This is a genomic window from Geodermatophilus tzadiensis (assembly GCF_003002915.1).
GTDB lineage: Bacteria > Actinomycetota > Actinomycetes > Mycobacteriales > Geodermatophilaceae > Geodermatophilus > Geodermatophilus tzadiensis.
This window is the reverse complement of the sequence record NZ_PVTG01000005.1, coordinates 152,888-173,900: the sequence shown is the minus strand read 5'-3', so window position 1 is coordinate 173,900 and position 21,013 is coordinate 152,888. Positions and strand designations below refer to the sequence as shown.

General features: G+C 74.8%; 18 protein-coding genes. 5 read left to right on the top strand and 13 right to left on the bottom strand.

The features are described from left to right. Positions 1-15 precede the first annotated feature (15 nt). Genes LY71_RS09150 through LY71_RS09140 form a run of 3 tightly spaced genes read left to right on the top strand, consistent with a single transcriptional unit; the run spans position 16 to position 4,338 of the window. Entirely contained in the window at positions 16-2,886 is a 2,871-nt protein-coding gene (locus LY71_RS09150) for an aconitate hydratase (protein WP_211297231.1), read from the top strand. A gap of 7 nt (positions 2,887-2,893) precedes the next feature. Further along, positions 2,894-3,649, top strand: coding sequence for an SDR family oxidoreductase (locus tag LY71_RS09145; RefSeq protein ID WP_106276658.1), 756 nt, complete (start codon positions 2,894-2,896; stop codon positions 3,647-3,649). Then, entirely contained in the window at positions 3,646-4,338 is a 693-nt protein-coding gene (locus tag LY71_RS09140; RefSeq protein WP_245887780.1) for a sirohydrochlorin chelatase, read from the top strand. Before LY71_RS09145 ends, LY71_RS09140 begins: the two co-directional genes overlap by 4 nt. Positions 4,339-4,374: 36 nt before the next feature. On the opposite strand, the gene LY71_RS09135 is transcribed toward LY71_RS09140, so the two are convergent. The 5 genes from LY71_RS09135 to LY71_RS09115 form a co-directional block, all read right to left on the bottom strand. Beyond that, complete coding sequence (locus LY71_RS09135) at positions 4,375-4,839, bottom strand: SgcJ/EcaC family oxidoreductase (RefSeq protein ID WP_106276657.1); 465 nt, start codon at positions 4,837-4,839, stop codon at positions 4,375-4,377. Positions 4,840-4,882: 43 nt separating this feature from the next. Then, positions 4,883-6,784, bottom strand: a complete 1,902-nt coding sequence (locus LY71_RS09130; protein ID WP_106276656.1) for an ABC transporter ATP-binding protein — start codon at positions 6,782-6,784, stop codon at positions 4,883-4,885. Positions 6,785-6,869: 85 nt separating this feature from the next. Beyond that, positions 6,870-7,643, bottom strand: coding sequence for an enoyl-CoA hydratase/isomerase family protein (locus tag LY71_RS09125; RefSeq protein WP_106276655.1), 774 nt, complete (start codon positions 7,641-7,643; stop codon positions 6,870-6,872). Continuing rightward, on the bottom strand, positions 7,640-7,870 hold the full coding sequence (locus LY71_RS09120; RefSeq protein WP_073420258.1) for a helix-turn-helix domain-containing protein: 231 nt from the start codon (positions 7,868-7,870) through the stop codon (positions 7,640-7,642). Before LY71_RS09120 ends, LY71_RS09125 begins: the two co-directional genes overlap by 4 nt. Positions 7,871-8,157: 287 nt before the next feature. After that, on the bottom strand, positions 8,158-9,759 hold the full coding sequence (locus LY71_RS09115; protein ID WP_106276654.1) for an ABC-F family ATP-binding cassette domain-containing protein: 1,602 nt from the start codon (positions 9,757-9,759) through the stop codon (positions 8,158-8,160). Between the two features lie 132 nt (positions 9,760-9,891). Here LY71_RS09115 and LY71_RS23400 point away from each other — a divergent pair, with 132 nt between their 5' ends. After that, positions 9,892-12,003 (top strand): SCO7613 C-terminal domain-containing membrane protein, encoded by a 2,112-nt coding sequence (locus LY71_RS23400; RefSeq protein ID WP_170121285.1) that lies wholly within the window; start codon positions 9,892-9,894, stop codon positions 12,001-12,003. Between the two features lie 59 nt (positions 12,004-12,062). Next, a complete protein-coding gene (locus LY71_RS09105; RefSeq protein ID WP_146146092.1) occupies positions 12,063-13,919 on the top strand; it encodes an SCO7613 C-terminal domain-containing membrane protein in 1,857 nt (618 codons plus the stop codon). 116 nt (positions 13,920-14,035) lie between these two features. Here LY71_RS09105 and LY71_RS09100 read toward each other — a convergent pair whose 3' ends face one another. From LY71_RS09100 to LY71_RS09065, 8 genes are read right to left on the bottom strand one after another with little or no spacing between them, the layout of a single operon-like run. Further along, positions 14,036-14,410 carry a metal-sulfur cluster assembly factor gene (locus LY71_RS09100; RefSeq protein ID WP_091111104.1) on the bottom strand — a complete coding sequence of 125 codons (375 nt, stop codon included), beginning with the start codon at positions 14,408-14,410 and terminating at the stop codon, positions 14,036-14,038. Beyond that, positions 14,407-14,889 (bottom strand): Fe-S cluster assembly sulfur transfer protein SufU, encoded by a 483-nt coding sequence (gene sufU / locus LY71_RS09095; RefSeq protein ID WP_106276652.1) that lies wholly within the window; start codon positions 14,887-14,889, stop codon positions 14,407-14,409. Before sufU ends, LY71_RS09100 begins: the two co-directional genes overlap by 4 nt. Beyond that, positions 14,889-16,220 carry a cysteine desulfurase gene (locus tag LY71_RS09090; RefSeq protein ID WP_106276651.1) on the bottom strand — a complete coding sequence of 444 codons (1,332 nt, stop codon included), beginning with the start codon at positions 16,218-16,220 and terminating at the stop codon, positions 14,889-14,891. The genes sufU and LY71_RS09090 overlap by 1 nt, the downstream gene beginning before the upstream one ends. Further along, positions 16,217-16,990 carry a Fe-S cluster assembly ATPase SufC gene (sufC, locus tag LY71_RS09085; protein WP_106276650.1) on the bottom strand — a complete coding sequence of 258 codons (774 nt, stop codon included), beginning with the start codon at positions 16,988-16,990 and terminating at the stop codon, positions 16,217-16,219. The genes LY71_RS09090 and sufC overlap by 4 nt, the downstream gene beginning before the upstream one ends. 15 nt (positions 16,991-17,005) lie before the next feature. After that, a complete protein-coding gene (locus LY71_RS09080; protein WP_106276649.1) occupies positions 17,006-17,359 on the bottom strand; it encodes a non-heme iron oxygenase ferredoxin subunit in 354 nt (117 codons plus the stop codon). A gap of 2 nt (positions 17,360-17,361) precedes the next feature. After that, on the bottom strand, positions 17,362-18,681 hold the full coding sequence (gene sufD / locus LY71_RS09075) for a Fe-S cluster assembly protein SufD (RefSeq protein WP_106276648.1): 1,320 nt from the start codon (positions 18,679-18,681) through the stop codon (positions 17,362-17,364). After that, the gene (gene sufB / locus LY71_RS09070; RefSeq protein WP_106276647.1) at positions 18,681-20,123 is read right to left on the bottom strand and encodes a Fe-S cluster assembly protein SufB; all 1,443 of its coding nucleotides are present in this window, start codon (positions 20,121-20,123) and stop codon (positions 18,681-18,683) included. The genes sufD and sufB overlap by 1 nt, the downstream gene beginning before the upstream one ends. Continuing rightward, the gene (locus LY71_RS09065) at positions 20,120-20,947 is read right to left on the bottom strand and encodes a helix-turn-helix transcriptional regulator (protein ID WP_211297230.1); all 828 of its coding nucleotides are present in this window, start codon (positions 20,945-20,947) and stop codon (positions 20,120-20,122) included. Before LY71_RS09065 ends, sufB begins: the two co-directional genes overlap by 4 nt. Positions 20,948-21,013 lie beyond the last annotated feature (66 nt).

Genomic DNA, 21,013 nt, shown 5'->3' with positions numbered 1-21,013 from the left:
GGTGAGGCGCACGCAGTGGCAGCCAGCAAGGACAGCTTCGGAGCCCGGTCGACGCTCAGCGTCGAGGGCACCGACTACGACATCTACCGGCTCGACGCGGTCGAGGGCGCAGACCGGCTCCCCTTCAGCCTGAAGGTCCTGCTCGAGAACCTCCTGCGCACCGAGGACGGCGCGGACATCACCGCCGACCACATCCGCGCGATCGCGAACTGGGACCCCTCGGCCGAGCCGGACCAGGAGATCCAGTTCACCCCGGCCCGCGTCGTCATGCAGGACTTCACCGGCGTCCCCTGCATCGTCGACCTGGCCACCATGCGCGAGGCCATGGCCGACCTCGGCGGCGACCCGAACCGGATCAACCCGCTCGCCCCCGCCGAGCTGGTCATCGACCACTCCGTGATCGCCGACGTGTTCGGCACCCCGGAGAGCTTCGAGCGCAACGTCGAGATCGAGTACGAGCGCAACGGCGAGCGCTACCAGTTCCTCCGCTGGGGTCAGGGCGCCTTCGACGACTTCAAGGTCGTCCCCCCGGGCACCGGCATCGTGCACCAGGTCAACATCGAGCACCTGGCGCGCGTGGTCTTCCCGCGGCAGGAGGGCGACCGCGTGGTCGCCTACCCCGACACCTGCGTGGGCACCGACAGCCACACCACGATGGTCAACGGCCTGGGCGTGCTCGGCTGGGGCGTCGGCGGCATCGAGGCCGAGGCGGCCATGCTGGGCCAGCCGGTGTCGATGCTCATCCCGCGCGTGGTCGGCTTCAAGCTGACCGGCGAGCTGCCCGACGGCTCCACCGCCACCGACCTGGTGCTCACCATCACCGAGATGCTGCGCCGGCACGGCGTGGTCGGGAAGTTCGTCGAGTTCTACGGCGAGGGCGTCTCCGCCGTCCCGCTGGCCAACCGCGCCACGATCGGCAACATGAGCCCGGAGTTCGGCTCCACCGCGGCGATGTTCCCCATCGACGGCGAGACGATCGACTACCTGCGGCTGACCGGCCGCTCTGCCGAGCAGGTCGCGCTGGTCGAGGCCTACGCCAAGGAGCAGGGCCTCTGGCACGACCCGTCGCGCGAGCCGGCGTTCTCCGAGTACCTCGAGCTCGACCTGTCCACGGTCGTGCCCTCGATCGCCGGCCCGAAGCGGCCGCAGGACCGGGTCGCCATCACCGACGCCAAGCAGGCCTTCCGCGCCGCGCTGGCCGACTACGTGTCCGCCGACGAGACCGGCGGCGACGACCGCAAGCCCGGCGTCCCGCAGAACACGCAGCCCTACGGCGTCGAGTCCCGCGTCGACGAGGCCTCGGCGGAGTCCTTCCCGGCCTCCGACCCGGCCACCTCGGCCCCCGGCAGCGAGCGCGGCAACGGCGACGCCGGGCAGCCGCACCACTACGAGGACGACCCGGTCTCCGGGCGGCCCTCGAAGCCGACCCGCGTGGTCATGGAGGACGGCACCGAGACGACCGTCGACCACGGCTCCGTCGTGATCGCCGCCATCACCTCGTGCACCAACACGTCCAACCCGTCGGTGATGATCGGCGCGGCGCTGCTGGCCAAGAACGCCGTCGAGCGGGGCCTGACCACCAAGCCGTGGGTGAAGACGACGCTCGCCCCGGGCTCGAAGGTCGTCACCGACTACTACGAGAAGGCGCAGCTCACCCCGTACCTGGAGAAGCTCGGCTTCTACCTGGTCGGCTACGGCTGCACCACCTGCATCGGCAACTCCGGCCCGCTGCCGGAGCCGGTCAGCAAGGCGGTCAACGAGGCCGACCTCGCCGTCGTCTCGGTGCTCTCGGGCAACCGCAACTTCGAGGGCCGGATCAACCCCGACGTCAAGATGAACTACCTGGCGTCCCCGCCGCTGGTCATCGCCTACGCGCTGGCCGGCTCGATGGACGTCGACCTCAACAACGACCCGCTGGGCCAGGACGCCGACGGCAACGACGTCTTCCTGCACGACATCTGGCCCTCGCCGCACGAGGTGCAGCGGGTCATCGACGAGGCCGTCTCGGCGGAGATGTTCAGCAACGACTACGCCGACGTCTTCGCCGGCACCGAGCAGTGGCAGGCCCTGCCCACCCCCACCGGCGACACGTTCGAGTGGGACCCGCAGAGCACCTACGTCCGCAAGCCCCCGTACTTCGAGGGCATGCAGGACCAGCCGGCCCCGGTGCAGGACATCACCGGCGCGCGCACCCTGGCGGTGCTCGGCGACTCGGTGACCACCGACCACATCTCCCCCGCCGGGTCGATCAAGGCCGACAGCCCGGCCGGGAGGTACCTGTCCGAGCACGGCGTGCAGCGCCGCGACTTCAACTCCTACGGGTCCCGGCGCGGGAACCACGAGGTGATGATCCGCGGCACGTTCGCCAACATCCGGCTGCGCAACCAGCTGGTGCCGGGCACCGAGGGTGGCGTCACCAAGAACCACCTGACCGGCGAGACGACGACGATCTACGACGCCTCCGTCGCCTACCAGGAGCAGGGCATCCCCCTGGTCGTGCTGGCCGGCAAGGAGTACGGCTCGGGCTCGTCGCGCGACTGGGCGGCCAAGGGGACGGCGCTGCTCGGCGTCAAGGCGGTCATCGCCGAGAGCTACGAGCGGATCCACCGCTCCAACCTCATCGGCATGGGCGTGCTGCCGCTGCAGTTCCCCGAGGGGCAGAACCGGGAGTCGCTGGGCCTGACCGGCGACGAGGAGTTCACCATCACCGGGATCACCGCCCTGAACGACGGCGAGACCCCGCGCACGGTGAAGGTGACGGCGGGCAGCGGCGACCAGGCTGTGGAGTTCGACGCCCGGGTGCGCATCGACACCCCGGGCGAGGCGAACTACTACCGCAACGGCGGGATCATGCAGTACGTCCTGCGCTCCCTGCGGCAGGGCTGACCCCCCGATGGACCTGGGCCTGGGCGGTCGCGGGTACCTGCTCACCGGCGCGAGCCGGGGGCTGGGCCTGGCGACCGCCCGGGCCCTCGTCGCCGACGGGGCCCGCGTCCTCGTCAGCTCCCGGTCCGCCGCCTCCGTGGACGCCGCCGTCGCCGAGCTCGGCGACGGCGCGTCCGGGGCGGTGGCCGACCTCGCCGACCCGGGCGCCGCGGACACCCTGGTCTCGACGGCGCTCGAGCGGCTCGGCCGGGTCGACGGCCTGCTGGTCAGCGTCGGCGGCCCCGCGACGGGCACGGTGCTCGGGACGCCGGAGGAGGCCTGGCGGTCCGGCGTGGACAGCGTGCTGCTCGGGCCGCTGCGGCTGGTCCGGGCGCTGGTGCCGCACCTGGGCGAGGGCGCCGCGATCGCCTTCGTGCTCTCCACCTCGGTGCGCTCCCCGCTGGAGGGCCTGGCGGTGAGCAACGGCCTGCGCCCGGGCCTGGCCATGACCGCCAAGGGCCTCTCCGACGAGCTCGGCCCGCGCGGGATCCGGGTGGTCGGGCTGCTGCCCGGCACCATCGCCACCGACCGGGTCACCGAGATCGAGGCCGCCTCCGGCGACCCTGCCGCCGCCCGCGCCCGCACCGAGGCCGGCATCCCGCTGGGCCGGGTCGGGCAGCCCGAGGAGTTCGGCCGGGTGGCGGCCTTCCTGCTCTCCCCCGCCGCCTCCTACGTCACCGGCACGATGGTCGCCGTCGACGGCGGCAAGCTGCGGGTCCCGTGAGCGCACCGGTGCTCGTCGCGTGTGCGCACGGCACACGCAACCCCACCGGACGGCGGCTGGTCGCCGAACTGGCGCTGGCCGCCCGCCGGCTGCGTCCCGGTCTGGTGACGACGGCGGCCTTCGTCGACGTCCAGCCGCCCACGGTCGTCGACGTCGTCGCGGGGCTGGCCGCCGAGGGCCGGCCCGCCGTCGTCGTGCCGCTGCTGCTCTCGGGTGGCTACCACGTGCACGTCGACATCGCGGGGGCCGTGGCCGCGCACGACTCGGCGGTCGCCGCCCGCCCGCTGGGCCCCGACCCGCGGCTGGCCTCGGTGCTGCACGACCGGCTCACCGGGGCCGGCGCCGACCCGGGCGACCCGCTGACCGCCGTGGTGCTCGCCGCGGCCGGGTCCAGCGACCCCCGCTCGGTCGCCGACGTCGAGGACACCGCCGACCTGCTGCAGCGCTCCTGGGCGGGCCCGGTGACCACCGGCTACGGGTCGGCCGCCCAGCCCCCGGTCGCCGAGGCCGTCGCCGCGGCACGGAGGGGCGGCGCCGAGCGGGTCGTCGTCGCCTCCTACCTGCTGGCGCCGGGCCACTTCCACGGCAAGCTCGCCGAGGCGGGGGCCGACGTCGTCACCGCCCCGCTGCTGCCCGACGAGCGGGTCGCCGCCGTCCTGCTCGACCGCTACGACGCCGCGCTCGGCTGAGCCGGCCGCCGCCCGCGCCGCCCTGCCGGCGTCAGCTCACGGGGCGGCGGCGAGCAAGCCGCGCAGCTCCTGGGTGAGCGCCTCGCGGGCCTCGGGGTGCTGGTGCCACGCCGCGGGGGTGGCCTGCAGCAGCGAGATGCGCCAGCGGCCACCCTCCTCGACGGCGACCAGCGTGTGGACCGTGTGGAAGCGCGGGTCCACGTCGGCCGCTCCCGGCGGGATCATCCCGGCGTGCGCCAGCAGGACGGCGACGCCCTGCGCCACGGGCCGCACGCTGCGGATCACCGCCACGTAGGTGGCCGTCTGGTGGCCGCCGAAGATCTGCCGGAAGTCGGCGGCGATGGCCAGCCGCCCGTGGTGGTGGGTGCCGTCGTAGCCGATCATGTCCCCGTCGTCGGCGAACCCGGACGCCACGGCCGCGCCGCTGCGCCGGTTCCAGCCGTCGAGGAAGGCGGCGTAGAGCGCGCGGATCGAGGTGTCGTGCGGGTGTGCGGACGTCACGGAGTTCCTCCTGGTGCTGCTGTGGCAGCAGGAACGCTAGTTGCTACGCCGCACCGACCGTTCGACGCTCGCCGTCGGCGAACTGGGTGCGGTAGAGGTCGGCGTAACGCCGTCCGAGCGCCAGCAACTCGGTGTGAGTGCCCGACTCCACGATGCGACCGTCGTCGATGACGAGGATCTGGTCGGCGCTGCGGATGGTCGACAGCCGGTGGGCGATCACCAGCGACGTCCGGCCGGCCAGCGCCGTGTCGAGCGCGTGCTGCACCGCCACCTCCGACTCGCTGTCGAGGTGCGCGGTCGCCTCGTCGAGGATGACGATGCCCGGTGCCTTGAGCAGCACCCGGGCGATGGCCAGCCGCTGCTTCTCCCCGCCGGAGAGCCGGTAGCCGCGGTCGCCGACCACGGTGTCCAGCCCGTCGGGCAGCGAGGCGATGAGCGCGGCGATCCGCGCACCGGTGAGCGCCGCCCACAGCTGCTCCTCGGTGGCCTCGGGCCGGGCGTAGAGGAGGTTGGCGCGGATGGTGTCGTGGAAGAGGTGCGCGTCCTGGCTGACGACGCCGATCGCGTCGCGCAGCGAGGCCAGCGTGGCCTGCCGGACGTCGACGCCGCCGACGCGCACCGCGCCGGCGGTGACGTCGTAGAGCCGCGGCACCAGGTTGACGATCGTGGACTTGCCCGCGCCCGAGTGCCCGACCAGCGCCACCATCTGTCCCGGCTCGACGCGGAAGCTCACGTCGTGCAGCACCGCGGTCGGGCCGCCGTGCTCGGGCAGCGAGACGTCCTCCAGGGAGGCCAGGGAGACGTCGGCGGCGGCCGGGTAGCTGAAGGAGACGGCGTCGAACTCGAGGGAGCGGTCCCCGTCGGGCACCGGCACCGCGTCGGGCGCCTCGGCGATCATCGGCGGCAGGTCGAGCACCTCGAAGACGCGGTCGAAGCTGACCATCGCGCTCATCACGTCGACGCGGACGTTGGACAGCGCGGTCAGCGGCCCGTACAGCCGCGACAGCAGCAGGGCCAGCGCCACGACGTCGCCGGGCGAGAGCGACCCGGTGAACGCCAGCGCCCCGCCCAGGCCGTACACCAGCGCGGTCGCGAGCGCGGCCACCAGGGTGAGCGCGGTGAAGAAGGTGCGGCCGTACATGGCCGACAGGACGCCGATGTCGCGCACCCGGGCGGCCCGCCCCCGGAAGGACTGCGCCTCGACGTCGGGCCGGCCGAACAGCTTGACCAGCAGCGCGCCGGCGACGTTGAACCGCTCGGTCATCGTCGCGTTCATCGACGCGTTGAGGCCGTAGGACTCCCGGGTGATCTCCTGCAGCCGCTTGCCGATGCGGCGGGCGGGCAGCACGAACAGCGGCACCATCACCAGTGACAGCAGGGTGATCTGCCAGGACAGCGTGAACATCACGCCGGCGGTGAGCACCAGGCCGATGACGTTGGAGACCACGCCCGACAGCGTCGAGGTGAACGCCTGCTGGGCACCGACCACGTCGTTGTTCAGCCGGCTGACCAGCGCGCCGGTCTGCGTGCGGGTGAAGAACGCCACCGGCATGCGCTGCACGTGCTCGAACACCCGGCTGCGCAGGTCGTAGATGACGCCCTCGCCGATCCGCGCGGAGTACCAGCGGGTGACCACCGAGATGGCCGCGTCGACCACGGCCAGGCCGGCGATGAACAGGGCGATGCGGACGACGCCACCGGCGGTGCCGTCGAGCCGGGCGATGCGGTTGACGATGTCGCCGGCCAGCAGCGGCGTCAGGACGCCGATGACCGAGGACCCGACGACCAGCAGCAGGAAGAAGGTGAGCTCGCGGCGGTAGGGCCGGGCGATGCCGAGGATGCGGCGCACCGTGCCCTTGGGCAGCTCGCGGGAGGTGACCGACGGGTCGCGGCGGAACGAGCGCATCGCCGCCATGGAGGTCATCGGACCCATGGGACTGCTCATGGCACGACCTCCTCACCCGGCGACAGGGACCGGCGGCTCGGACAACAGCCGCCGGTCCCCGCGTGTTCCGGTGTCGCCGTGGTGCTCAGCGCCCGGCCAGCTCGGCCAGCCGCCGCGACTGCGCGGCCCGCTCGGCCGCGTCCTGGGCCTCCGGGTCGTTGCGGACGGCGGAGCGCACCAGCGCCGCGGTCTCCCGGCTGGCCCCCACCGGCGCGGCGGTGATCGCGGCGACCAGCCCGGCCACCGCCTCGTCCAGCCCGGCCGCGGGGACCACCGCGTTGGCCAGGCCGGTGGCGAGGGCCTCGGCCGCCCCCACCGCCCGGCCGGTCAGGCAGATCTCCAGCGCCCGCGAGTAGCCCACCAGCTCGGTGAGCGTGCTCGTGCCGGTCAGGTCGGGCACCAGGCCGAGGCCCGCCTCCGGCAGCCGCAGCGAGGCGTCCTCGGTGAGCACCCGCAGGTCGCAGGCCAGCGCGAGCTGCGCCCCGGCGCCGATCGCGTGGCCCTGCACCGCCGCGACCGACACGATCCCCGGCGACCGCAGCCACCGGAAGCCCGCCTGGTAGGAGCGGATGCGCTCCTGGGTGAGCTCGGCCGGCATCGCGCCCAGCTCGCCGAGCCCGCCGGGCGTCGACGGGTCGGTGCTGAACAGGCTGCGGTCGAGGCCCGCGGAGAAGGAGCGGCCGGCGCCCCGCACGACGACCACGCGGACGCCGTCGTCGAGGGAGGCGCCGACCTCCGCCAGCGCCGACCAGGTGGCCGGCGTCTGCGCGTTGAGCTGGTCGGGGCGGTCGAGCGTGACGGTGAGGACGGCGCCGTCCCGGGTGGTGCGGACCCGGCCGTCGACCTCCGCCGCCGTCACGCGGTCTTCTTGCTGTTCCGGTTCGCCCCGCCACGGCTGCGCAGCGTGGCACCCGACTCCGACAGGAGCCGGTGCACGAAGCCGTAGGACCGGTTGGTCGAGGTGGCCAGCGAGCGGATGCTCTCCCCGCCGTCGTAGCGCTTCTTCAGCTCGTCGGCGAGGGACGTGCGGTCGCCACCCGTGATGCGCTTGCCCTTGCCGAGGTCCGCCGTACTCGAGTCGGCCATGACTCCCCTCCGTCGCCGCCGTCCGTGCCGGTCGACCCCGGCCCGTCGGGTGCTCGTCCGCGTGGTGCCGCCGTCCCCGTGACAGCGAACTCCCGCCTCGATGATCACCCAGGGGTCGCCCCACGGCCACGCGAACGCCGGAATCCCCGCTCACCCCCCGGACACCGCCACGGTGGCCGGTGTCCGCGACGAGGACGGGACGCGAGCCGCCCCGCGCAGGACGGCGGTCCCACCGCGGGCCCTCCCGGGCCCGTGGTGGCGGTGTCGGCCGGGAGGCCGACGAGGTGTCAGGCCAGCTCGACCAGGTCGGCGAGGTCCTCGCTCCAGGCGTCCTCGGTGCCGTCGGGCAGCAGGATCACCTTGTCCGGGTCGAGCGCGCGCACGGCGCCCTCGTCGTGGGTGACCAGCACGATCGCGCCCGCGTAGGTGCGCAGCGCGTCGAGCACCTGCTCGCGGCTGGCGGGGTCGAGGTTGTTGGTCGGCTCGTCGAGCAGCAGCACGTTGGCCCCGGAGACGACGAGGGTGGCCATCGCCAGCCGCGTCTTCTCCCCGCCGGAGAGGGTGCCGGCGCGCTGGTCGGCGGCGTCGCCGGAGAACAGGAACGCCCCGAGGATGCGCCGCAGCTCGGTGTCGGTGCTCTGCGGCGCGGCGGCGCGCATGTTCTCCAGCAGCGACCGGTCGTGGTCGAGGGTCTCGTGCTCCTGCGCGTAGTAGCCGATCCGCAGGCCGTGCCCGGGCCGCACCTCGCCGGTGTCGGGCAGCTCGGTGCCGGCCAGCATCCGCAGCAACGTCGTCTTCCCGGCACCGTTGAGCCCGAGGACGACGACCCGCGCGCCCCGGTCGACGGCGAGGTCGACGTCGGTGAACACCTCGAGCGAGCCGTAGCTCTTCGACAGGCCCTCCGCGGTCAGCGGCGTCCGCCCGCACGACGCCGGCGTCGGGAAGCGCAGCCGGGCCACGCGGTCGGCGACGCGGACCTCGTCCAGGCCGGCGGCCAGCCGCTGCGCCCGCTTGTCCATGCTCTGCGCGGCCTTGGCCTTGGTGGCCTTGGCGCGCATCTTGTCCGCCTGCGCGGTCAGCGCGTCGATCTTGCGCTCGGTGTTGGCCCGCTCCTGCTTGCGCCGGCGCTCGTCGGTCTCGCGCTGGGCGAGGTAGGCCTTCCAGCCGAGGTTGTAGACGTCGACGGTGGCCCGGTTGGCGTCGAGGTGCCACACCTTGTTGACGACGGCGGCGAGCAGCTCGACGTCGTGGCTGATGACCACCAGCCCGCCCTTGTGCGCGGCGAGGAAGCTCTTGAGCCAGGTGATCGAGTCGGCGTCGAGGTGGTTGGTCGGCTCGTCGAGCAGCAGCGTCTCGGCGTCGGAGAACAGGATGCGGGCCAGCTCCACACGTCGGCGCTGACCGCCGGACAGCGTGCGCAGCGGCTGGCCCATGACCCGGTCGGGCAGGCCCAGCGCGGTGCAGATGCGGGCGGCGTCGCTCTCGGCGGCGTACCCGCCCAGCGCCGCGAACTGGTCCTCGAGCTGCCCGTAGCGGCGGACGGCGCGGTCGCGCTCGGCATCGTCGGCCGGCTCGGCCATGGCCACCTGGGCCTTGACGAGCTGGGACTTGAGGACGTCGAGGCCGCGGCCGGAGAGCACCCGGTCGGTGGCGGTGATGTCGAGGTCGCCGCTGCGCGGGTCCTGGGGGAGGTAGCCGAGCTCGCCGGTCACCTCGACCTTGCCGGCGTGCGGCAGCCGCTCACCGGCCAGCGTGGTGAGCGTCGTCGTCTTGCCGGCGCCGTTGCGCCCGACCAGGCCGATGCGGTCACCGGGTTGCACGCGCAGGGTGACGTCGCCGAGGAGGATGCGGGCGCCGGCGCGGAGCTCGAGGCCGGTCGTCGTGATCACTGATCCCAGGGTAGGCGCTCGGACGGCGGAACCCGAGCGGATTGCCGGGTGACGTCCACAGCACCCGTCCGCGTCCACAGGGAGAGGGAGACCCCGTTCCGCCGGCGCCCGCCGCGCGCCACCATCCCCGACGTGAGCACGCCGACCTGGGCACCGCCCTGTCCCGTCTGCGGTACACCGGCCGCGCCGGCACCCGCGCCCTGCGGCACGTGCGGCCTGCCTGCCGTCGCGCAGGCCGCCACCGTGGTGGCCCGGCTGGGGGCGACGATCGACGAGTTCAGCCGCGAGCGCGACGCGCTGGTCGCCACCCTCCGCGCGGCGGCGGGAGGTGGCCCGGTCCGGGCGGCCGTGCCGGTCGCGGCCCCACCCCGGCCGGCACCGCCCGGCGTGCCGGCCTGGGCCCCGCCGCTCCCGCCGGCCGTGCCCGCTCCCCCGCCGCCGGCCCCGCCCGCACCGGCCCGGGTCCCGCGGCGGCGGGTCAGCCCGCAGCAGGTCCTCGAAGGCCTCGGTGCGCTGCTCGTGGTGGCCGCGTCGCTGGCCTTCGTGGCGGTGGCCTGGACCCGCCTGGGCGTGACGTTCCAGGCGGCGGTCATGGCCGCGGTCACCGCGGCGGCGGCGGGCGCGTCGGCGTGGACCGCCCGGCGCGGCCTGCGGGCCACCGAGGAGGCGCTGGCCGCCGCGGGCGCGGCGCTGCTCGCCGTCGACCTCGGCGCCGCCCACGCGCTGGGGCTGTGGGGTGCCGACGCCCTCCCCGGGCGGCTGTGGGCCGCGCTGAGCTGCGCGCTGGTCGCCCTGGCGGCCCTGGGACTGGGCCGGCTGACCCGCACCACGGTCACCTGGCCGGCGGTGGCGCTGCTGGCCGCCCAGCCGGTGGCGCTGCTGCTCCTGCCCGAGGGACAGGACGGGCTGGTCGCGGGGGTCGCGGTCCTCGCCGGGACGGCGCTGGCCGACGTCCTCGCCCTGCTCGTGCTGCGCCGGTCGCTGCACCGCCTCGCCCTCGGCCTGGCCGCGCTGTGGGCGGTGGCCGGCGCGCTGCGCGGGCTGGTGCTGGCGTGGTCGCTCGACCCGGTGCAGTCGTGGACGGCCACGGTCCTGCTCGGGGTGGCCGGCGCCGTCGCGGTGCCCCTGCTGCGGGAGCTGCGGCCGGCCGACCCGCGGCCGGTGGCCGCTCTCGCCGCGGGCCTGCCCGCGGTGGCCCTGAGCGGATCGCTGAGCGGCGTCGGCGTCGTCGGCCCCGTCGTGGCCGTGGGCCTCGGCCTGGTGCTGCTCGCCGGCGCGGCGCCGGTGCGCTCCGCCCCGGCCGTCCTCGCCGGCCTGCTGGCCTCCGGGGCGGCCCTGGGCGCCACCGGTGCCGGCGTGGTCGCCGAGGCCGGCCGGACCGACCTGCTGGCGCTGCTCGCCCTGGCCGCCGCCGTGCCGGCGGCGCTGGCCGCGGTGCTGCGCCCGGAGCTGCGGGCCGCGGCGACCGGCGCGGCCCTGGTCGCGCCCGGGTCGGCCGCCGTGCTCGCCTCCGACACGCTGGTCCGGCCGGAAGCGGCCGGGCTGCTGCTCGCCGCGGTCGCCGCGGTCGCCTTCGGCGTGGCCGCGCTGCGGGCGCCCTCACCGGAGGAGGCCACCGCGGCCACCGTCGGCGGGGCCACCGGCCTCCTCGCCGGCCTGCTGACCTGGCCCACGGGGGCCTCCGGGCTCGTGGCGGTGGACCTGGCCGTCGCCGGTGCGGCCGCCGGCGTCTACGCGCTGGTGACGCGGCAGCGGCTCGTGGCCGCGGCGGCCGTGGCCGAGCTGGTCGTCGCGAGCTGGATCGCGGCCGCCGGGGCGGAGATCCGGACGCCGGAGGTCTACACGCTGCCCGCGGCGGCGGGACTGCTGCTGCTCGCCGTCCCGGCACTGCGGTCGGGCGCGCCGTCGTGGGCCGCGGAGGGTGCGGCGCTCGCCGTCGCGCTGGTGCCCTCGGCCGTCGTGGTCGTGGCCGACCCGACGGCGGTCCGCCTGACCGTGGTGGTCGTCGCCGCGGCCGCGCTCACTGTTGCCGGGACGCTCACCCACCGGCAGGCGCCGTTCGTCGTCGGCGCGGGGGCGCTGGTGCTGGTGGTCGCCGGCCGGCTCGGGCCCTACGCGCCGCTGGTGCCGCGCTGGGTCACGCTCGCCACCGTGGGGCTGGTGCTGCTCGTCGTCGGCGCCACCTACGAGCGCCGCCGGCAGCAGGCGCGGGAGGCGGTCGCCTGGGTGGCCCAGATGCGCTGAGCCGGACGGCCGCCGGGCCCCTAGCGTGGGAACCCGGCGGCCGAGGGGAGGGGATGGCGATGGCGTCTGGGCCCGTGCCTCCCCCGTACTCCCCCGGCCCACCGCCGGTGGTCCTCGAGCCGGTGGCGGAGCTGTCGACGCGGCTGCGGCCACCGCAGGTGCTGTTGACCGTCGGCGTGGTGCTCCTGGTGGCCGCCGGGCTGGCCGGACCGGCGCTGGTGGGAGCGGGTCCGGCCCGCACCGGGGTGCTGCTGCTCGCCGCCGCGGCCGCCGGGGCCTCCGCCTGGGCGGGCGGGGCCGGGCTGCGCAGCACCGAGGAGGCCTGCGCGGCCGCCGCCGCAGCCCTGGCGCTGACCGGCGCCGCCGGCGACCGCACGGCCGGCGCCGGACCGGCGCCCCTGCTGCTGCTCGCGGTGGTCCTGCTGGCGGTGCGGCTGCTGCGCCCGGAACCGCTCACCTGGCCGCTGGCCGCGTGGGTGGCGCTGCAGGTGGCCGCACTGCGCTCGCTGGACCTGGTCGCCGCGGGCACCCCCCGCACCGCGCTGCTGCTCGCCGCCGCCCTCACCGGTCTCGGCCTCACCGTCGTCGCGCGCCCGGCACTCGCCCGGGTGGCCCTGGTGACCGCCGCCCCCTGGTGGGTGGCCGGGGTCGCCGGCGGGCTGGTCACCGCGGCGACGGCCGACGGCGCCGACCGCTGGGGATCGGCCGCGCTCACCGTGGCCGTGGCGGCGGCGCTGCTGCCCGTGCGGCTGGTCCGGGCGGTGGACTCGCTCCTGGGCCCGCCGCGGGCGGTGCCCGTGCTCGCGGGCCTGGTCGCCGGCGGGGCGGTGGGTGCCGCGCTGTCCACCGACGGGGTCCTCGCGCTGCCCGCCGCCGGGGAGCTGGGCGTGCTGGTCGTCTCGGCCGCCGCGGCCACGCTGACCGGCTGGCGGCGGGGGCTGCTGCTGCCTGCCGCCGGGGCGGCCGGAGGGGTGCTCGTCGTCCTGGCCGTCGTGCAGCTGGCGGCCGACGCCCGCTGGGCGTCCCTGGTCGTGCTGCTGCTGCTCACCGCGCTGCCCGCGGCCTGGGTGGCCGCCGTCCGGCGGGACGAGCGCCCCACGGCGGCCCCCACCGCGCTGGGCTGCCTGGCGGCGGCGGCGCTGCTCGCCGTGCTCGCCGGCCTGCTCCCACCGGGAGGGTGCGCGGCGGCGCTCACCGCGCTCTACGCCGCCTCGCTGGCCACCCGGCCCCGGTCGGCCGCCGACGTCCGCGGTCCCACGGGCGCCGTCGGGGCGGTCAGCGCCGCCGCGGCACTCGTGGTCCTGGCCGGCCACGGCGCCTGGGGGCAGCTGGCCGCGCACCTGGCGGTGCAGGGCACGCTCACCTGGGCGTGGGGCCTGCACCGGGGACGGTCCGCGGAGGCGGACGCGGACGCAGGGGCGGCGGCAGAGGCGGGGTCGTGCCGGCGGATCGGCGCGGCGGAGGTCGTGGCGGCGGCCTGGACGTGCGCCGCGCTGGCGGGGTCGGCGGTGGTGGAGAGCTGGACGCTGCCCGCCGCGGCCGGGCTGCTGCTGGCCGCGGGCCCCCGGTTGCTCGACGGGCGGGAGCCGTCCTGGCCGACGTGGGGCCCCGGGCTGCTCACCGCCGCGGTGCCGTCGACGGTGGCGGCGGTCGTGCAGCCCGGTGCGCTGCGGCCGGTGCTGGTCCTGGCGGTCGCGGCGGGGGTCGTAGCGCTGCCCGGCCGGATGGCACTGCGGGCCCCGCTGGTCACCGCGGCCGCCACCGCCGTCGCCCTGGCCGTCGGGCTGGCCGTGGCCGTGCTGCCGCTCCCGGTGGCCGGCGTCCTGGTTGTCGGCGGGGCGCTGCTGGCGCTCGGCGCGCGGCGGGAGTCCCGCGCGGTCGCCGGGCTCGGCGCCCGGCTGTCGGAGCTGCGCTGACGGTCCTGACGCCGACCGCCCGCGCCCCCGGAGGGACGCGGGCGGTCATGACGTGCCGGAACGGCCCGGCTGCAGGGTCCCGCGGCGCGTGACGCGGGGGGCGGCCGGGTCCGTCGTCAGACGCGGAAGCCGAGGGCGCGCAGCTGCTCGCGGCCGTCGTCGGTGATCTTGTCCGGGCCCCACGGCGGCATCCAGACCCAGTTGATCCGGATGTCGTCGACCAGGCCGGGGCCGGGGCCTCCGGTGAGGGCCTGGCGGGCCTGGTCCTCGATGACGTCGGTCAGCGGGCAGGCCGCCGAGGTCAGCGTCATGTCCAGGACGGCGACGTTCTGCTCGTCGACGTCGATGCCGTACACCAGGCCGAGGTCGACGACGTTGACGCCCAGCTCGGGGTCGACGACGTCGCGCATGGCCTCCTCGACGTCCTCGAGCAGCGCCGACTTGTAGGCCGGCAGCTCGGCGGGGGTCTGGTTCTCGGTGGTCTCGCTCATGCTCCCTGTCCTCCGGTCGGGGTGGTGGGGTGGGTGACCGACAGAGCGCGGGCGGATGCGTCCTTGAGGGCCATCCAGCTCATCAGCGCGCACTTGATGCGCGCCGGGTACTTCGACACCCCGGCGAACGCGACGGCGTCCTCCAGCTCGTCCTCGAGCTTCTCGGCCGCGGCCGGGTCGCCCTTGGACTGCATGAGCGTCATGAAGTGCTCGCCGGTCTCCAGCGCCTCGGGCACGGAGCGGCCGATCACCAGGTCGTACATCGCCGAGACCGACGCCTGGCTGATCGAGCAGCCCATGCCCTCGTAGGAGACGTCGGCGATGGTGTCGCCGTCGAGGTGCACGCGCAGCGTGACCTCGTCGCCGCACGTCGGGTTGACGTGGTGCACCTCGGCCTCGAACGGCTCCCGCAGCCCGCGGCCGTGCGGGTTGCGGTAGTGGTCCAGGATGATGTCCTGGTACATCGACTGCAGCTGCATCAGGCGGTTGCCTCCTCCGGCGTCACTCCGAAGAAACGCTGGGCGGACCGCACACCTTCCACCAGCGCGTCGACGTCGTCGTAGCCGGTGTGCACGTAGAACGTGGCCCGGGTGGTGGCCGGGACGCCGTAGCGGCGGACCACCGGCCACGCGCAGTGGTGGCCCACCCGGACGGCGATGCCGAGGTCGTCGAGGACCTGGCCGACGTCGTGCGGGTGGATGCCCTCCACGGTGAACGACACCGCTCCCCCGCGTGCGACGGTGTCGGGCGGGCCGATCACGGTGACGCCGGGGACCGCCTGCAGCTGCTCCAGCGCGTAGGCGGTCAGCGCCTCCTCGTGCGCCTGCACCCGGTCCATGCCGAGGCCCTGCAGGTAGTCGACGGCGGCGCCGAGCCCGACGACCTGCGCGGTCATCGGCACGCCGGCCTCGAAGCGCTGCGGCGGCGGCATGAAGGTGCTGCCCTCCATCCGCACGACCTCGATCATCGACCCGCCGGTGAGGAAGGGCGGCAGCGCGTCGAGGACGTCGTAGCGCCCCCACAGCACGCCGACACCGGTGGGCCCGAGCATCTTGTGGCCGGAGAAGACCAGGAAGTCCGCGCCGAGGGCGGCGACGTCGACCGGCTGGTGCGGCACCGACTGCGCGCCGTCGACCAGCACCAGGGCGCCGACCTCGCGGGCCCGGGCCACGATCGGCTCGAGCGGGTTGATCGTGCCGAGGATGTTCGACTGCTGGGTGACCGCGACGAGCTTCGTGCGCTCGTTGACCACGGTGCCCAGGTCGGAGAGGTCGAGCCGGCCGTCGTCGGTGAGGCCCAGCCAGCGCAGCGTGGCGCCGGTGCGCTCGCACAGCTGCTGCCAGGGCACCAGGTTGGCGTGGTGCTCCATCTCGGTCACCACGATCTCGTCGCCCTGCCCAACGGCGTACCGGCGGAAGGACGGCTCCTTGGCCGTGGCGGCGTTGGACAGCGCGTAGGCGACGGTGTTGACCGCGTCGGTCGTGTTGCGGGTGAACACGACCTCCTCGACGGCCGCGCCGATGAAGTCCGCGATCCTCGCCCGGGCCGCCTCGTAGAGGCCGGTGGCCTCCTCGGCGAGCTGGTGGGCGCCGCGGTGCGGGGCGGCGTTGTGGTTCTCGTAGAAGTCGCGCTCGGCGTCGAGCACGCTGCGCGGCTTCTGCGACGTGGCGCCGGAGTCGAGGTAGACCAGCCGCTTCCCGTCGCGGACGGTGCGCGACAGGATCGGGAAGTCCGCCCGGATCGCCTCGACGTCCAGCGGGAGGGGCGGCCGGTGCGCCCCGCCAGCGGGACGCGAGACGGTCTGGGTCATGCCTTCGCGGTCTCCTTCGAGTCCTTCACGTAGGCCGCGTAGCCCTCGGCCTCGAGCTTGTCGGCCAGCTCCCGGCCGCCCTCGTCGACGACGCGGCCGTTGACGAACACGTGCACGAAGTCGGGCTGGATGTAGCGCAGGATCCGCGTGTAGTGGGTGATCAGCAGGACGCCGACGTCACCCTCCTCGCGGGTGCGGTTGACGCCCTCGGAGACGACCCGCAGCGCGTCGACGTCGAGGCCGGAGTCGGTCTCGTCGAGGACGGCGATGCGCGGCTTGAGCAGCCGCATCTGCAGGATCTCGTGGCGCTTCTTCTCACCGCCGGAGAAGCCCTCGTTGACGTTGCGCTCGGCGAAGGCGGAGTCCATCTCGAGCAGGTCCATCTCGCTCTTGACGTCCTTGACCCAGGTGCGCAGCTTCGGGGCCTCGCCCTTGACCGCGGTGGCGGCGGTGCGCAGGAAGTTCGACACCGAGACGCCGGGGACCTCGACCGGGTACTGCATGGCGAGGAACAGGCCGGCGCGGGCGCGCTCGTCGACGCTCATCGCGAGGACGTCCTCGCCGTCGAGGGTCACCGTGCCGCCGGTGATCGTGTACTTGGGGTGGCCGGCGATCGAGTACGCCAGGGTCGACTTGCCCGACCCGTTGGGGCCCATGATCGCGTGCGTCTCGCCCGACCGGACGGTCAGGTCGACGCCGCGGAGGATCTCCTTGGCGTCGTCGCCCTCACCGACCGTGACGTGCAGGTCGCGGATCTCCAGAACCGACACTTCTTCTCTCGCTCCTCAGTTGCCGGCCGCGAGCGGGAGGCGCCCGTCGGACTCGGTGTCGACGTAGACGTCTCCCCCCTCCACGCGGACCGGGTAGACGTCGACCGGCTCGGTGGCCGGCAGGTTGGTGGGCTCGCCGGTGCGCAGGTCGAAGCACGACCCGTGCAGCCAGCACTCGATGGTCGGGGCGCCGTCGAACTCCTCGACGTCGCCCTCCGACAGCGGGACCTCGGCGTGCGAGCAGACGTCCTGCACCGCGTAGACGTCGTCCTCGTAGCGGACGACGGCCACGTCGAGGTCGGCGAGCTCCACGCGCAGGGCCCCGTTCTCCGGGACCTCCGCGAGCCCGCAGACGCGCTCGAAGGCCATGCTCAGGCCACCTCGACCGGCTGCTCGTCGAGGCCGGGCAGCGCGCCGAGGCGGACCTCGATGGAGCGCATCAGCCGGTCCTGCAGCTCGGGCAGCCCGATCCGCTGGACGACGTCGGCGAAGAAGCCGCGCACCACCAGGCGGCGGGCGGTCTCGGCGTCGATGCCGCGCGAGCACAGGTAGAACAGCTGCTCGTCGTCGAACCGGCCGGTGGCGCTGGCGTGGCCGGCGCCGACGATCTCGCCGGTCTCGATCTCCAGGTTGGGCACCGAGTCGGCGCGGGCGCCGTCGGTGAGCACCAGGTTGCGGTTGAGCTCGTAGGTGTCCGTGCCGGTGGCCTGCGGGCGGATGCGGACGTCGCCGATCCACACCGTGCGCGCGCCCTCGCCCTGCAGCGCGCCCTTGTAGAGCACGTTGCTGGTGCAGTTGGGCACCGCGTGGTCCACCCAGAGCCGGTGCTCCTGGTGCTGGGTCTCGTCGGAGAAGTAGACGCCGAACAGCTCCGCCGTCCCGCCGGGGCCGGCGTACTGCACGTTGCTGACCAGCCGGACCAGGTCGCCGCCGAGGGTGACCACGACCTGGGTGAAGGTGGCGTCGCGGCCGACGACGGCGTCGAACTGGCCGCCGTGCACCGTGCCGGGCGCCCACTCCTGCACCGACACCAGCGTCACCTGCGCGCCGTCGCCCACGAGGACGGCGACGCCGCCGGCGTAGCGGGCCAGGCCGCTGTGGTCGAGGACGACGGTCGCCGTCGCGAAGGCGCCGACCTCGACGACGAGCTGGCCCCAGACGACGTCGTCGGACCCGGTGCCGGACAGGCCCAGGGTGACCGGGCGGTCGAGCTGGGCCTCGGCCGGCACGCGGACGACGGCCGCGCCGCCGCTGCGCTGCCGGGCGAGGGCGGCGAGCCGGTCGACCGGCTCGGGCAGGCCCTTGAGCAGCGGGTCGTCGGCGTCGACGCTGGTCAGCTCGACGCCCTCGGGCAGGTCGGGATCCCACTGCAGGTGGGCGTCCGACGGGGCGCCGTCGAGCAGCGGACGGACCCGGCGCATCGGGGTGAAGCGCCAGGACTCCTCGCGCCCGGTGACGGTCCCGAAGGCCTCCGGGTCGACAGAGGTGAACCGCTCGGCCGGCGAGCCGGTCGGGGTGGTCCCGCCGTGCGAGTGCGCGCCCGGGGCGGCCTGCCCGGCGGTGCCGGTCCCGGTGGCGGGCACCGCCGGCGGGCCGGCCTGGGTGCCGACGCCCTCGCCGAACAGCTCGCCGGCGAGGGTGGCCGACTCGGTGGTGAGACCGGTGGTGCTGGGGGCGTTCTGGTCCGGCATCAGCCGACGGCACCTTCCATCTGCAGCTCGATCAGGCGGTTGAGCTCGAGGGCGTACTCCATCGGCAGCTCCCGGGCGATGGGCTCGACGAACCCGCGGACCACCATCGCCATGGCCTCGTCCTCGGACAGGCCGCGGCTCATCAGGTAGAAGAGCTGGTCCTCGCTGACCCGGGAGACGGTCGCCTCGTGGCCCATCGACACGTCGTCCTCGCGGACGTCGACGTAGGGGTAGGTGTCCGACCGGCTGATCGTGTCGACCAGCAGGGCGTCGCACTTGACCGTCGACCTCGAGCCGGAGGCGCCCTCGTCGATCTGCACGAGGCCGCGGTAGCTGGTGCGGCCGCCGCCGCGGGCCACCGACTTGCTCACGATGGTCGAGGAGGTGTTGGGCGCCGCGTGCACCATCTTGGCGCCGGCGTCCTGGTGCTGGCCCTCGCCGGCGAAGGCGATGGAGAGCACCTCGCCCTTGGCGTGCTCGCCGGTCATCCAGACCGCCGGGTACTTCATGGTGACCTTGGAGCCGAGGTTGCCGTCGATCCACTCCATGGTCGCGCCCTCGTGGGCGATCGCCCGCTTGGTGACCAGGTTGTAGACGTTGTTCGACCAGTTCTGGATGGTCGTGTACCGGCAGCGCGCGTTCTTCTTGACGATGATCTCGACGACCGCGGAGTGCAGCGAGTCCGACTTGTAGATCGGCGCGGTGCAGCCCTCGACGTAGTGCACGTAGGCGCCCTCGTCGACGATGATCAGCGTCCGCTCGAACTGGCCCATGTTCTCGGTGTTGATCCGGAAGTAGGCCTGCAGCGGGATCTCGACGTGCACGCCCTTCGGCACGTAAATGAACGAGCCGCCCGACCACACCGCGGTGTTCAGCGCGGCGAACTTGTTGTCCCCGCTGGGGATCACCGTGCCGAAGTACTCGCGGAACAGCTCCGGGTGCTCCTTGAGGGCGGTGTCGGTGTCGAGGAAGACGACACCCTGCTCCTCGAGGTCCTCGCGGATCTTGTGGTAGACGACCTCGGACTCGTACTGGGCCGCGACACCGGCGATCAGCCGCTGCTTCTCCGCCTCGGGGATGCCCAGCTTGTCGTAGGTGTTCTTGATGTCCTCGGGCAGCTCGTCCCACGAGGCGGCCTGCGCCTCGGTCGAGCGCACGAAGTACTTGATGTTCTGGAAGTCGATGCCGGACAGGTCCGAGCCCCAGTCGGGCATGGGCTTGCGGTCGAAGAGCTTGAGCGCCTTGAGGCGGCGCTCGAGCATCCACTCGGGCTCGCTCTTGCGCGCCGAGATGTCCCGGACGACGTCCTCGTCCAGGCCGCGGCGGGCGGAGGCCCCGGCGACGTCGGCGTCGGCCCAGCCGTACTGGTAGCGGCCGAGCTGCTCGATCTGCTCGTCCTGCGTCAGCGGCGTGCCGGTCACCGGCTGCTGGGTGCTGGTCATGCGGGCGTCCTCTCCCGGTCGCTCGTGGGGGTGCTGCGGGTGGTGCTGGTGGACGGGGCGGGGCGCGGGACCCGCGCCGCTCGCTCACCTGGTACAGGGCGCGCGGGGCCCGGTGTGTTCCCCGCGTCGGTGTGAGCCCGGGCGCCCGCACGGGCGTGCGGCCCGGGGATGTGGGTGGTGCAGACGCCGTCGCCGTGGGCGATGGTGGCCAGCCGCTGGACGTGCGTACCCACCAGCCGGCCGATCACCGCCGTCTCGACCTCGCACAGCTGCGGGAACTCGGCCGCCACGTGCGCCACCGGGCAGTGGTGCTGGCAGAGCTGGCCGCCGCTGGCGATCGCCGAGGCCGACGCAGCGTAGCCCTCGGCCGTGAGCGCCTCGGCCAGCGCCCGGGCGCGGTCGACGGGCGCGCCCGCCGACCGGGCGACGGCGTCGGAGGCGCGCTGCTCGAGGCCGGCCAGCTGCGCCTCGGCGACGGCGCGGACGGCGTCCGGCCCGCCGGAGGCGGCGACGTACCGCAGCGCGGTGAGCGCCAGGTCGTCGTAGGCGTGCGGGAAGCCGGAGCGACCGGCCTCGGTGAGGTGGAAGCGCCGGGCGGGCCGGCCCCTCCCCCGCTGCGCGCCCGGCGCCGCGCGCTCCTCCACCCGCCCGCGGGCGGCGAGCGCGTCGAGGTGGCGGCGCACCGCGGCGGGGCTCACGCCCAGCCGGGCGGCGAGCTCGCTGGCGGTCTGCGGACCGTGCTCGACGAGCAGCGCGGTCACGCGGTCGCGGGTGCGGACGTCGTCGGCCCGCACCGTCCCCACCTGCCCCGCGCTTGTTTCCACAACACGATTGTGTCCTATTTCGGGGACCCCGCAAGGAAGGTCGCCCTAACCCACCCGGCCCCTGAC